The sequence below is a fragment of the Luteibacter sp. HAY1-4A genome (genome assembly GCF_056755355.1).
On record NZ_JBNDHZ010000008.1, the window covers coordinates 58,989 to 71,374 of the forward strand.

Genomic DNA, 12,386 nt, shown 5'->3' on the forward strand with positions numbered 1-12,386 from the left:
GTCAGCCGAAGCGTCTGAAATACGCCAGCGCGCCCACGATCAGCAACGATGTCGGCAACAGGTTCGCCAACAGCGGAGGCAGGCCGTACACCGTGCCGAAGTTCACCATCGCACCCTGGAGGAAGTACCAGCCGATGGCGAGGATAATGCCGATGAAGAGGCGCTTGCCGAGGCCGCCCGAGCGCAGGGAGCCGAAGGCGAAAGGCATGGCGCAGAGCACGAGCACCAGCGTGTTCACCGCGAAGAGCGCGCGGCCCCAGAAGGCCACGGCATAGGCACCGGGATTCTGCCCGTTGGCCTCGAGGTAGCGCATGTTGCGGCGCAGGTCGCTCATCGACAGGTATTCGGGGTGGATGACCGACTGCTCGAGCACGTGCGGATTGAGCTTCGAGGCCCAGGTCTGCGTGTCCTCGTGCGTGGAATGCGTGCCCGCCGCATCGAGCGACGTGGTGCGCACGTTGGTCATGACCCAGTGGTTGCCGTCGTGGATGGCGCTGTCGCCATGCGAGAACGTCTTCACCTGTCCGTCGGGGGTGAAGTCGTAGACGCGTACATCGACCAGTTTCACCGTGGCGCGGTCGCCGTCCTGCGTGGCGATGGCCGACTTGGCGTTGATGATCTTGCCGCCGTCGCGAGCCCACAGGCCGCTGCTGGTGGAACCGAGATTGCTGGAGCGCATGCGCACCTGGATGGCCTGCGCGTGCTGGTCGCCGTAGGGCGCCACGGTTTCGCCCATGACCACCACCGCCAGCGTCAGCACGGCCACGACGCCCGCGGCCGAGACGGCGATGCGCAGCTTGGACATGCCGGCGGCGCGCAGTGCCGTGAGTTCACCGGTGGCGGCCAGGCCACCCAGGCCGAGCAGGCCGCCGATGAGCGCCGCGTTGCTGAACATCTGGTACAGGCGCCGGGGCACCGTGAGCATGATGTACGCGATGGCGTCGTAGAGCGTGAAGCCGTTCTTGCCGATGTTGCCGAGCTGGCGCACGAACTGGGTGAGGGCATCGAACCCGGTGAGCACCAGCCAGACGAGCAGCAGGGTGCCCAGGACGCTGGCGCCGATCAGCCGGTCGGCACGCTTGACGGTGAGCGTGGCCATCAATGGGCTCCCTTCACGCGCCGCGGAGCGTTCTGCCGCCAGAAATACCAAGCCGCCACGGCGAAGACGATGACGTGCAGCAGCCAGATGGGGACCGAGGTGTGCAGGTGGCCCTTGATGATCTGCGCGCGCGCGATCAGCTGCCACACCACGTAGAGGAAGTAGGCGAGCACGGCGATGAGCAGGCGGCCATAGCGGGCATCGCGCGGCGCCTGCCGCGACATCGGCAGCACCATCATCATCAGCACGAGGGTGCTGACGGGGGCGGCGAAGCGGGACACCAGTTCGCCGAGGTTATCGGGTGTGAGGGACTTGAACAGGTCCGTCGTGGACGACTCATGCGCCGGATCGGTGTCTTCGTCGTCGTCCGCGATGTTCGACAGCGAGATGTCGTTGCGCTCGTACTTCATGCGCCGCCAGTTGTCCGCGCCCAGCGGGATCTCGAACTGCCAGCCGTCGAACAAGGCGAGGAAGCGACTCTGGCCGTCGCTTTCCTGGTACATGCGGCCATTCCTGGCATTCACGACGCGGACCTGCGGCTTGCCGTCGCTGTCGGTACGGTCGGTGGCGAGGAAGGTCTTGCCGAGCACGGTGCCGTCGCGGCTCAAGGTGTCGACGAAGATGATGCCGCCCTTGCCGGGCAGCTCGGTGAAGCGGCCGGCATCGAGGCCTGCGGCGATCACCGATTTGTTGGCGGCCGCGATGACCTGGTCGGCGGTGCGGGAGGAGAGCGGGCCGAGCCAGAGGGAGACCAGGCCCACCACGATGGTGGCGGCGACGGCCAGCAGGGTGACCGGACGCAGCATGCCGCGCGGGCCCATGCCCGAGGACGCGAGCACGTGCATTTCGCTTTCCCGGTACATGCGGCCCAGGGCGATGAGGGTGCCGAGGAAGGCCGACATCGGCAGGAGCGTGGAGAGGAGGTCCACCATCTGCAGGCCCAGCACCTCGAACATCACGCTGGGCTGGATGCTGCCGTTGGCGACCTTCTGCAGGACGGTCGCAAACGCACCGCCGGCGAAGATCACCAGCAGCACGATGGCCGTCGCGAGGACCCCGTAGGCCAGCTCGCGCAGGAAGTAACGGTCGAGAATGCTGAGCATTTGATAGAATTGGCGGTTCGTGCCGCGTCAGTCCCTGCCGGCAAACCATAAGTCTAGCCTGTCCGGGCCCCGGCAGGCTTTCGCAGGACAGTTAGCTATGACGGTTCAGTTCAGCCTCGGTTCCCATGCTCCCGAATCGACCGCCACCCCGGTGGCCGTGGTCGGCGTCTACGAGAACGGCGTCCTGACCAGCGCCGCGGCGCGGATCGACACGGCGGCGGACGGCGCCATCAAGCGCCTCGTGGAGGCCGGCGACGTCACCGGCAAGGTCGGCAACCTCGTCACCCTGCTGCACCCGGCCGGCGTGGCCGCCTCCCGCGTGCTGATCGTGGGCCTGGGCGCACAGAAGACCTTCGACGCGGCACGCTACCAGCGGGTCACCACCGAGGCTGCCCGCGCCATCGGCCGCCTGCCTGTCGCCGAGGCCGCCAGCTGGCTGCCCGAGGTCGACGTGCCGGGCCGCGACGCCGCCTGGCGCCTGCGCGTGGCCGCCCTGGTCACCGACCACGTGGCCTACCGCTACACCGCCACGGTGAAGCCGCGCGACAAGGCGCAGCCGGAACTCGCATCGGTCACGCTCGTGGGCCCCGCCGAGGGCGAGGCCGGCATCGCCGAGGCGCGCGCCATCGCCGAAGGCGTCCGCTATGCGCGCGAACTGGGCAACCTGCCGCCGAACATCTGCAACCCCGACTACATCGCCGACCAGGCCCGCGCGTTCGCGGACGCCCATGATGGCGTCACCTTCGAAAGCCTCGACCGCGCCGACATGGAGCGCGAAGGCTTCGGTTCGCTGCTCGCGGTCGCCCGCGGTTCGGCCAACGCCCCGCGCCTCGTCATCCTGCAGTGGAACGGCGGCAAGGAGGGCGAGCGTCCCTATGCCTTCGTCGGCAAGGGCATCACCTTCGACACCGGTGGCGTCAGCCTCAAGCCCGGCCCGGGCATGGAAGAAATGAAGTTCGACATGTGCGGCGCCGCCGGTGTGCTCGGCGCCTTCGTGGCCGCCGTGAAGCTCCGGCTGCCGGTGAACCTCGTCTGCGTGGTTCCGGCCGTGGAAAACATGCCGGACGGTGCGGCCTATCGCCCGGGCGACGTGCTCACCAGCCTGTCGGGCATCACCATCGAAGTGCTGAACACCGATGCCGAAGGCCGCCTGATCCTGTGCGACGCGCTTACCTACACCGGCAAGCGCTTCGATCCGCACACCATCATCGACGCCGCCACGCTTACCGGCGCCTGCGTCGTTGCCCTGGGCAAGCACGCCAGCGGCCTCATGACCAAGGACGAGACGTTGTCCGCCGAACTGCTGGCGGCGGGTGAAGCCACCCTGGACCGCGCGTGGCGCCTACCGCTGTGGGACGACTACCAGAGCCAGCTCGAGTCGGGTTTCGCCGATGTGGCCAACATCGGCGGCAAGTACGCCGGCGCGATCACCGCCGGTTGCTTCCTTGCCCGCTTCACCGAAGGCCGCCGCTGGGCGCACCTCGACATCGCCGGCACCGCCTGGGACGAAGGTCGCAAGGGTCTTGCCACCGGCCGCCCGGTGCCGTTGCTGACCCAGTGGCTACTCGACCGCGTCGCCGCGGCCGGCTGATCCCGAACCGATGCCGCGCGCCGACTTCTACCTGATCGACAAACCGCGGTTCCGCGAGGATCCGCTGCTGCTGGTCTGCGAACTCGCGAAGCGTGCGTTCGGCGCGCAGCAGCCCACGCTCATCCTCACGCGGGATTTCGAGCAGGCGGAAGCGGTCGATGAATACCTGTGGGCTTTCGACGAGGACGCCTTCATTCCGCACCAGCTGGCGGGTGATGAGGAAGACGCCAACACGGCGGTGCTGATCGTGCCGCCGGGCGTGGAAACGCCTGATCGTCCGCTGGTGATCAACCTGCGGGACACCTGCGCCCCCGGCCAGTTCGACCGCGTGCTTGAGGTGGTCGCGGCCGACCCGGCGGAACGCGAGGGTTCACGAGCGCGGTGGACGCAATACAAGCAGGCCGGCTTCGAGGTCACGAAGCACGATATGTGATCGGTACCGGTTCTGTGGGAGCCGCTTCAGCGGCGATACCGCGGCAGCGGGCAAGCTAATCGCAAGCACCCCATCGCCGACCCTGTCGGCGATGGGGTGCTTGCATCGCCGCTGAAGCGGCTCCCACACAAAGCGTGCTCAGCCCAGCTTGCGCGCCTGCTCGCGCATGGCATCCGCCTGGCGGGTCCAGTCGGCGATGCGCTGGCGCTCCTGCTCCACCACCTCGGCTGGCGCATTCGCCACGAAGTTCGCGTTACCCAGCTTGGCTTCGCACTTGCGGATTTCGCCTTCCACCCGCGCGATCTCCTTCGCGAGGCGCGCTTTCTCGGCGCCCACGTCGATCAGGCCTTCGAGTGGAATCAGCACGCGCATGCCGCCGACCACGGCGACCGCCGCGGCGGGCTCCTCGCCCGACACCCACACCGGCGATTCCACGCGGCCGAGGAAGGCGATCTGCGCGGCGAACTTCTCCGCGCGACCGCGATCCGCGGCGTCGCCATCGGCGAACAGCAGGGGGATGACCTTGCCCGGCGCGATGTTCATCTCGGCGCGAATACGACGCACACCCGTCAGCACGTCCTTCACCCATTCGATTTCCGCCGTGGCGGCGTCGTCGGCCACGATGTCGGTGGCCTCGGGATAGGGGCGCAGCATGATCGTGTCGCCCTCGATACCGAGCAGCGGGCGCACGTGCTGCCAGATTTCCTCGGTGACGAACGGAATCAGCGGGTGCAGCGCGCGAAGCAGCGTCTCGAGGACGTGCACGAGCGTGTACCGCGTCGACGCCACCGCGGCGGCGTCGCCGCCGTTGAGCGCAGGCTTCGACAGCTCCAGGAACCAGTCGCAGAACTCGTTCCAGGTGAACTCGTACAGCGCCTGCGATGCGAGGTCGAAACGGTACAGGGCAAGCTGCTCCTTCACCGTGGCCAGGGTCTGGCCCAGGCGGGTGAGGATCCAGCGCTCGGCTTCCGTGGAGGGTTTCACAGGCGCGACGGTGCCTTCACCCAGGTTCATCAGCACGAAGCGCGACGCGTTCCACAGCTTGTTGACGAAGGCCTTGTAGCCCGCGCACCGCTCGAGGTCGAACTTGATGTCGCGGCCGTGCGTGGCCAGCGAGGCGAAGGTGAAGCGCAGCGCATCGGCGCCGAAGGCCGGAATGCCTTCGGGGAATTCCTTGCGTGTGGCCTTGTCGATCTTTTCCGCCATCTTCGGCTGCATGAGGCCGCGCGTGCGCTTGTCGAGCAGGTCGTCGAGCCCTATGCCGTCCACGATGTCGAGCGGGTCGAGCACGTTGCCCTTCGACTTGGACATCTTCTGGCCGTCCTTGTCGCGGATGAGGCCCGTGACGTAGACGTCCTTGAACGGCACTTCGCCGGTGAAGTGGTCGGTCATCATGATCATCCGGGCCACCCAGAAGAAGATGATGTCGAAGCCGGTGACCAGCACGTTCGTCGGCAGGTAGCGGTCGAAGCCGCGCTCCGCCTGTGCCTTCGGGTCTGGCCAGCCCAGCGTGGAGTGGCTCCACAGCGCGGACGAGAACCAGGTTTCCAGCACGTCGGCGTCGCGGCGGAGTGCGCCCGTATAGCCTTGCGCGGCGGCCTTGGCCTTCGCCTCGGCCTCGTCGCGCGCCACGACGATCGCGCCGCCGTCGGTGTACCACGCGGGGATCTGGTGGCCCCAGGTCAGCTGGCGGCTGATGCACCAGTCCTGGATGTTGCCGAGCCAGTGGCGGTAGGTGTTGATCCAGTTCTCGGGCACGAACTTCACGTGGCCGTGCTCGACCAGTTCGAGGCCGCGCGCGGCCAGGGTGTCCATCTTCACGAACCACTGCCAGGTGAGGTACGGCTCGATCACCTGTCCGGTGCGATCGCCGCGCGGCACCTGCAGCTTGTGCTTCTTCGTCTCGACCAGCAGGCCCTCGGCCTCGAGATCGGCCAGCACAGCCTTGCGCGCGACGTAGCGATCCATGCCGCGGTACTTCTCCGGCGCCGCGTCGTTGATCTTCGCGTCGTCGGTGAGGATGTTGATCAGCGGCAGATCGTGGCGCTGGCCGATGGCGTAGTCGTTGAAGTCGTGCGCGGGGGTGATCTTCACGCACCCCGTGCCGAAGTCCTTCTCGACGTAGTCGTCGGCGATGATCGGGATCTCGCGGTTCGACAGCGGCAGCTTCAGCATGCGGCCGACCAGGTGTGCGTAGCGCTCGTCTTCCGGATGCACGGCGACGGCCACGTCGCCCAGCATCGTTTCCGGACGCGTCGTGGCGACGACGAGTTCGCCGGAGCCGTCGGCGAGCGGGTAGCGGATCGACCACAGCGAACCGTCTTCCTCCTCGCTGACCACCTCCAGGTCGGAGATGGCCGTCTTCAGCACCGGGTCCCAGTTCACCAGTTTCTGGCCGCGATAGATCAGGCCTTCTTCGTGCAGGCGTACGAAGGTTTCGGCGACGGCCTTCGACGGGCCCTCGTCCATGGTGAAGACTTCACGGCTCCAGTCGCCCGACACGCCCAGGCGGCGCATCTGCCGGCCGATGGTGCCGCCGGACTCCTTCTTCCATTCCCAGACGCGGGCGATGAACGCGTCGCGGTCGAGGTCGGCGCGTTGCTTTCCCTCGGCGTTGAGCTGACGGGTCACCACCATTTCGGTGGCGATGCCGGCGTGATCGGTGCCGAGCTGCCACAGCGTGTCGAAGCCGCGCATGCGGTGGTAGCGCACCAGCGTGTCCATGATGGTGTGCTGGAAGCCGTGACCCATGTGCAGCGTGCCCGTGACGTTCGGCGGCGGCAGCATGATCGTGTAGGGCGTGCCCTTGCCGGACGGCTTGAAATAGCCGTTGGACTCCCAGTGGGCGTACCACTTCGACTCGATCTGACTGGGCTCGAAACTCTTGTCCATGCGTGGGCTCAGGGCGTAAAGACCGTCATTGTAGGCGATACTTGGCGGATGACTGAACACGAAGTGGCCGCGATCCTCGGCGCGGAAGGTCCATTCGCCCGCGAAGTGCCGGGTTTCGCGCCCCGCGAGGCCCAGCAGCGCATGGCCTCGGCCGTGGCGTCCGCCATCGCCGAGCGCGACCTGCTCGTGGCCGAGGCGGGTACCGGTACCGGCAAGACCTTCGCTTACCTCGTACCGGCCCTGCTGTCGGGGCGCAAGATCATCGTGTCCACCGGGACGAAGGCCCTGCAGGACCAGCTGTTCTTCCGCGACCTGCCGCGCGTGCACTCCGTGCTGGGAAGCCGGGCCCGGCTGAGCCTGCTGAAGGGCAGGGCCAATTACCTGTGCCTCTACCGTCTGGACCAGGCCGTGCGGGAAGGCAATCCCGACCGCCAGCTCGTCTCGCAGCTGTCCGCGATCCGTGCCTGGTCGGCGCGCACGCGCCGCGGCGACCGCATGGAAATGGCGGACATCCCCGAGGATTCGCCGGTGTGGCCACGGGTCACGTCCACGCCGGAGAACTGCCTCGGCTCGGAATGCCCCTTCTTCGAGGACTGCCATGTCGTGAAGGCGCGACGGGAAGCCATGGAGGCCGACCTGGTCGTGGTGAACCACCATCTCCTCATGGCCGACCTTGCACTGAAGCAGGAAGGTTTCGGCGAGATCCTGCCGGGCGCCGACGCGTTCATCCTCGACGAGGCGCACCAGATTCCCGAGCTGGCCGGGCAGTTCTTCTCGCAGAGCGTGAGTTCGCGACAGGTGGTCGACCTGGGCCAGGACGCGTTGGCGGAGGCGCAGGGCGTCACCGGTGCCACGAGCCAGTTGCTCGAGCCGGTGGAGGCCATCCAGGACTTGGTGAAGCGGCTGCGCCTTGCGATGGACCCGCTACCGTCGCGCGGCCCGTTCGGCGCCCTCGATCGCGAGGCGGGGGTGCGCGACCTGCTCGGCGAACTGCGCGACGTGATGGCCGCGATGGCCGACCTCCTGGCCGCCCTCGGCGAGCGGTCGCGCGGGCTTGCCAATGTCTTCGAACGGGCGCAGATGCTGAGTCTGCGGCTCGACCGCATTGCGGAGGAGCACTCCGCGAGCGACGTGCGCTGGTACGAGACCTGGCCCCGCGGCTTTGCGCTGCATGCCACGCCGCTGGACCTCGCCTCCCCGCTGCGAGCCATGCGCATGTCCACGGACGCGGCGTGGATACACACATCCGCCACGCTCTCGATCGCGGGCGACTTCGGACATTTCTCGCGCCAGCTCGGCCTCGAGGATCCGCGGACGCTGCATGTGGAGAGTCCGTTCGATTACCAGCGCCAGGCACTGGCCTACCTGCCCAAGGATCTGCCCGACCCCGCGGCACGCGATTACACCGACCGGGTGATCGCCGCCATCCGTCCGGTGCTCGATGCATCCGACGGCCGCGCCTTCCTGCTCTTCACGTCCCATCGCGCCTTGCGCCGAGCCGCGGAACTGCTGGAGGGCCGCGTGCCCTGGCCGTTGTTCGTGCAGGGCACCGCGCCGCGGCACCGCCTGCTGGAAGAGTTCCGGATGAGCGGACGGGGCGTGCTGCTGGGCGCGGCAAGCTTCTGGGAAGGCGTGGACGTATCGGGCGAAGCGTTGAGCGTGGTCGTGATCGACAAGCTGCCCTTCGCGATGCCGGACGACCCCGTGCTGCAGGCCCGCCTGGAAGCACTGGAAGAGGCGGGCATCAATCCCTTCATGGGATGGCAGGTGCCCACGGCCGTGATCGCCCTGAAACAAGGCGCCGGACGCCTGATCCGCGACGTGCACGACCGCGGCGTGCTTGTGCTGTGCGATCCGCGCCTCAGCACGAAGGGCTACGGCCGCCTGTTCCTCGCCAGCCTGCCGCCCATGCCGCGCACGCGCGACCTGGCCGACGTGGTCGGTTTCTTCTCCTAAGGGTGATGCGGGTGCGGATGGCGGCGATGCCGCCGTTCGTGCATGCGCACGTGGGCACCGTGGTGACCGTGGTCGAGGAGACCGGCGCGCGCACGGTCGGCGCGATGTTGCGGGGTTTCGCTTCGTGCCGGCTCGTCGCAGAGGGGCGTGGTCGTGGCGGCGATGGCCGCGCCGACCATCAGGGCCAGGGGCATCGCTAGCTGGACGGGAAGCATCATGCTGTCCTCGGTGGAGTGGTACGTGCATCCTCCACGGAACGAACGGGTACGTCATGAGAACACTCTCACTTCGGGTGTGAGCATAAGCGCCGTTTTCTGCCAGTGCTTGCCCGCACGGCGCCAGAAACGAACCACGCGTGGCGCCGTTCCGCGAGGGACGATCCCCTGACCACGAGAACAAACGAGGAAGACCATGTTTCGCTGGATGCAATCCATCACCGCCAAAGTGCTCGGTATCGGCATGCTCGCGCTCATCATGCTCATTCCGCTCTCGCAGGCGGACGGCCTGGTTCGCGAGCGCCAGGCCATGCGCGATGCCGCTTCCACGCGCGTCGCCGAAGGCTGGGGCGGCCCGCAGGCCATCGGGGGCTTCGTGCTCGGGGTGCCCACGCGTTACGAAACCCGCTCCAGCGACGACAAGGTAGTGAGCGTGCGCGACGGCACCGAGATCGTGCTGGCCGACGAGATCGAGACCGTTGCCGACCTGTCTGTCGAGCGCCGTCACGCGGGCATGTACGAAGTGCCTGTCTATACGGGCGAGGTAACGTTGCGCGGACGCATCCTGCCCGACGATCTGCGCCGCTTCGCCGCGGAAAGCGGCGCCACGTGGTATCCGGACAAGGCAGAACTGCGCCTGCTCATCGCCGACACGCGCGGGCTGCAGGCCATCACGTCGTTGACGGTGGACGGGCACACGGCGAAGTTGTCCTCGTCGGCCGCGCGCATGGGGCCGTACACCGTGCTCGCAACGCCGGTATCCATCGATCCGGAGCGACAGACGCCGCTGGATTTCTCGGTCACGCTCCGCATCGCCGGTACCGAATCCTTCTCGGTGCTGCCGCTGGCGCGCACGAACGGCGTGCGCGTGCGTGCGCCCTGGCCCGACCCGAGCTTCACCGGCGCGCTGCTTCCGGGAAAGAGCCGCATCGATGCGCGAGGATTCGACGCGTCGTGGCAGGTGCTCGACCTCAACCGTGCCTACGGCCAGCACTGGGATGCCGCCGATACGGACGTGGCGGGACGGCTTGCGGCATCGGCCTTCGGCGTGAAGCTCTACCAGCCGGGCGGCGTGTACCAGCAGAACGACCGCGCGGGGAAATACGGGCTATTGTTCATCGCCCTTACCTTCGTCGCGTTCTTCCTTTTCGAGGTGCTGAAGGGACTGCGACTGCATCCGGTGCAATACCTCCTGGTGGGCGCGGCGATGACTAGCTTCTACGTGCTGCTGCTGGCTCTGTCGGAGCAGATCGGATTCGGGCCCGCCTACGCCGTGGCCGCGGCCACCGTGGTGCTCATCGTGGGTGGCTATGCCATGGCGGCACTGCGTGCGCGCGGGGCGGGGCTGGCCCTCGGCGGCGTGCTCGCCCTGGTTTACGCCATACTGTATGGCCTGATAGGTGCCGAACAGTACGCGCTGCTGATCGGATCGGTAGTGCTCGTGGCAGTCATCGCACTGCTCATGTACCTCACCCGCCGCATCGACTGGTACGCGCAGACCACGCCATCCCCCATGCCGGATTCGCCATGAATTTCCTTGCCATCGAAACCTCCACGGAAGCCTGCTCGGTCGCGCTCGTCCATGGCGACGAAGTGATCGAGCGCAGCGAAGTGGCGCCACGCCGGCACGCCGAGCTGGTGCTTCCGATGGCGGACGAGTTGTTGGCGGAAGCGGGGCTGAAACGCCAGGCGCTCGACGGTATCGCGGTGGGCCGCGGCCCCGGTGCGTTCACCGGCGTGCGCCTGGGGGTTTCGTTGGCGCAGGGCATGGCCATGGCGCTCGACATTCCGGTGGTCACGGTGTCGTCGTTGCAGGCACTGGCGCTGGAAGCGCCCGAGGACGATGCCGCCATCCTTTCCGTGATCGACGCGCGCATGGGCGAGATTTATGTAGCCGCGTGGCGTCGCAACGGCGAGGGCGGCGTGGTGCTGCTCGACCGCGAGCGCGTGGATACGGCGGCAGCCCTGGTGCTTCCTGAGGCGGCGGCATGGCACGTGGTCGGCACCGGTTGGGCCACGTACGAGGCGATCCTGCGCAGTCGCATTCCCACAACCATCCTGTCCGCGGATGGTGCGCGCTATCCACAGGCCCGGCACGTCGCGGAAGTGGCCGCGCGCCGTTTCCGCGATGGCGAGGCCGTGGCCCCCGAACTCGCGCTGCCGGTGTACCTGCGCGACAAGGTCGCCCTCACCCTCGTGGAGCAGGGCAAGGCCTGATCGCTCGCATCAGGTGTCAGCGGGCCAGCGCGTCGCGAGCACCCATCGCCGCTGAAGCGGCTCCCACGGTGCGCGACTCGCGGGCCACGCGGTCGAAGAAGTCGGCACTGCGTTCGATGAGCATGCGACGTTCGCGGTCGATCGTGATCATGTGGTAGCTGTCGGCGAGCAGCAGCATCTCCACCGGCCCACGGACATGCCGTGCGACGAGGTCCGCGTTGGCGGTGCTGGCCACCTCGTCGTCCAGCGCATGCGCGATGAAACAGGGCGCCAGCACGGACGGCAGGCGCCGCCGCACATCGCGTGCGAGTTCCACGGTTTCCGCCAGCGCGTGCCACGGATCGCCGTCGCGCTGCGAGGCGCCGTCGGGACCGCCCGGCATGGTCCTGCCGAAGTGTTCGCGCAGGCGCTGTTCCTGGAGCCCTCGCGGCGGCCATCGCAGCAGTCGCCGATGACGCCCGATGCCCAGTCGCTTGCACAGCGGCAACAGGAAGGACATGCGGGCGGCCCAACCCGTCGACCATCCGTCATAGCGGAACGTCGCGCCGAACACGCCGACGCCGGCCACCCAGTCCGGACGCATTGCGGCGAGGCGCAGCGCCAGGAGGGCACCCATCGAGGAGCCGGCGACGAACAGCCGGTCCACTTGCCCGCGCAGCTCCTCGGCGGCGGCCTCGACGCTCGCGTACCACTCGCGCCAGTTGGAGGCGAGCAGTTCTTCTTCGCTCCCCGTGTGTCCGGCCAGGGCCACGCCCAGCACAGTAAAACCGGCGCGGTTCAGTCCCTTGCCGAGAACGCGCATTTCGTCGGGCGTACGGCCGAGTCCATGCACCAGCAGGACCCCTTCGGACCCGCCTTCGAACCGGAATGCCGGCGACAT

Annotated in this window: 10 protein-coding genes; 5 read left to right on the forward strand and 5 right to left on the reverse strand. The window is 67.8% G+C overall.

All coding sequences use genetic code 11. The features are described from left to right. Position 1 precedes the first annotated feature (1 nt). Complete coding sequence (lptG, locus tag ACPYOD_RS04080; RefSeq protein ID WP_481300453.1) at positions 2-1,099, reverse strand: LPS export ABC transporter permease LptG; 1,098 nt, start codon at positions 1,097-1,099, stop codon at positions 2-4. After that, positions 1,099-2,202, reverse strand: a complete 1,104-nt coding sequence (gene lptF / locus ACPYOD_RS04085; protein ID WP_481300454.1) for an LPS export ABC transporter permease LptF — start codon at positions 2,200-2,202, stop codon at positions 1,099-1,101. The genes lptG and lptF overlap by 1 nt, the downstream gene beginning before the upstream one ends. Positions 2,203-2,299: 97 nt before the next feature. On the opposite strand from lptF, the gene ACPYOD_RS04090 reads away from it, so the two are divergent. Both ACPYOD_RS04090 and ACPYOD_RS04095 read left to right on the forward strand, forming a co-directional pair. Then, positions 2,300-3,793: a leucyl aminopeptidase gene (locus ACPYOD_RS04090; RefSeq protein WP_481300455.1), complete on the forward strand. Its 1,494-nt coding sequence runs from the start codon at positions 2,300-2,302 to the stop codon at positions 3,791-3,793. Between the two features lie 10 nt (positions 3,794-3,803). After that, the gene (locus tag ACPYOD_RS04095) at positions 3,804-4,226 is read left to right on the forward strand and encodes a DNA polymerase III subunit chi (RefSeq protein ID WP_481300456.1); all 423 of its coding nucleotides are present in this window, start codon (positions 3,804-3,806) and stop codon (positions 4,224-4,226) included. A 138-nt stretch (positions 4,227-4,364) separates the two neighbouring features. Here the strand turns inward: ACPYOD_RS04095 and ACPYOD_RS04100 are convergent, their stop codons facing one another. Continuing rightward, positions 4,365-7,118 carry a valine--tRNA ligase gene (locus ACPYOD_RS04100; protein WP_481300457.1) on the reverse strand — a complete coding sequence of 918 codons (2,754 nt, stop codon included), beginning with the start codon at positions 7,116-7,118 and terminating at the stop codon, positions 4,365-4,367. 48 nt (positions 7,119-7,166) lie between these two features. On the opposite strand from ACPYOD_RS04100, the gene yoaA reads away from it, so the two are divergent. Next, complete coding sequence (yoaA, locus tag ACPYOD_RS04105; protein WP_481300458.1) at positions 7,167-9,074, forward strand: DNA repair helicase YoaA; 1,908 nt, start codon at positions 7,167-7,169, stop codon at positions 9,072-9,074. Here the strand turns inward: yoaA and ACPYOD_RS04110 are convergent. After that, the gene (locus tag ACPYOD_RS04110; protein WP_481300459.1) at positions 9,071-9,292 is read right to left on the reverse strand and encodes a hypothetical protein; all 222 of its coding nucleotides are present in this window, start codon (positions 9,290-9,292) and stop codon (positions 9,071-9,073) included. The genes yoaA and ACPYOD_RS04110 overlap by 4 nt on opposite strands. 193 nt (positions 9,293-9,485) lie before the next feature. Between ACPYOD_RS04110 and creD the strand changes: the two genes are divergently transcribed. Beyond that, on the forward strand, positions 9,486-10,820 hold the full coding sequence (gene creD, locus ACPYOD_RS04115) for a cell envelope integrity protein CreD (RefSeq protein WP_481300460.1): 1,335 nt from the start codon (positions 9,486-9,488) through the stop codon (positions 10,818-10,820). Further along, positions 10,817-11,506, forward strand: a complete 690-nt coding sequence (gene tsaB, locus ACPYOD_RS04120; protein ID WP_481300461.1) for a tRNA (adenosine(37)-N6)-threonylcarbamoyltransferase complex dimerization subunit type 1 TsaB — start codon at positions 10,817-10,819, stop codon at positions 11,504-11,506. The genes creD and tsaB overlap by 4 nt, the downstream gene beginning before the upstream one ends. A 16-nt stretch (positions 11,507-11,522) precedes the next feature. On the opposite strand, the gene ACPYOD_RS04125 is transcribed toward tsaB, so the two are convergent. Further along, positions 11,523-12,386, reverse strand: coding sequence for an alpha/beta hydrolase (locus ACPYOD_RS04125; RefSeq protein WP_481300492.1), 864 nt, complete (start codon positions 12,384-12,386; stop codon positions 11,523-11,525).

Bases quoted from the DNA above. Each gene is read 5' to 3' on its own strand.
- ACPYOD_RS04090 (WP_481300455.1), top strand. From the start codon at position 2,300: ATGACGGTTCAGTTCAGCCTCGGTTCCCATGCTCCCGAATCGACCGCC.
- creD (WP_481300460.1), top strand. From the start codon at position 9,486: ATGTTTCGCTGGATGCAATCCATCACCGCCAAAGTGCTCGGTATCGGC.
- ACPYOD_RS04100 (WP_481300457.1), bottom strand. From the start codon at position 7,118: ATGGACAAGAGTTTCGAGCCCAGTCAGATCGAGTCGAAGTGGTACGCC.
- ACPYOD_RS04095 (WP_481300456.1), top strand. From the start codon at position 3,804: ATGCCGCGCGCCGACTTCTACCTGATCGACAAACCGCGGTTCCGCGAG.
- lptG (WP_481300453.1), bottom strand. From the start codon at position 1,099: ATGGCCACGCTCACCGTCAAGCGTGCCGACCGGCTGATCGGCGCCAGC.
- tsaB (WP_481300461.1), top strand. From the start codon at position 10,817: ATGAATTTCCTTGCCATCGAAACCTCCACGGAAGCCTGCTCGGTCGCG.
- ACPYOD_RS04110 (WP_481300459.1), bottom strand. From the start codon at position 9,292: ATGATGCTTCCCGTCCAGCTAGCGATGCCCCTGGCCCTGATGGTCGGC.
- ACPYOD_RS04125 (WP_481300492.1), bottom strand. From the start codon at position 12,386: ATGTCGCCGGCATTCCGGTTCGAAGGCGGGTCCGAAGGGGTCCTGCTG.
- yoaA (WP_481300458.1), top strand. From the start codon at position 7,167: ATGACTGAACACGAAGTGGCCGCGATCCTCGGCGCGGAAGGTCCATTC.
- lptF (WP_481300454.1), bottom strand. From the start codon at position 2,202: ATGCTCAGCATTCTCGACCGTTACTTCCTGCGCGAGCTGGCCTACGGG.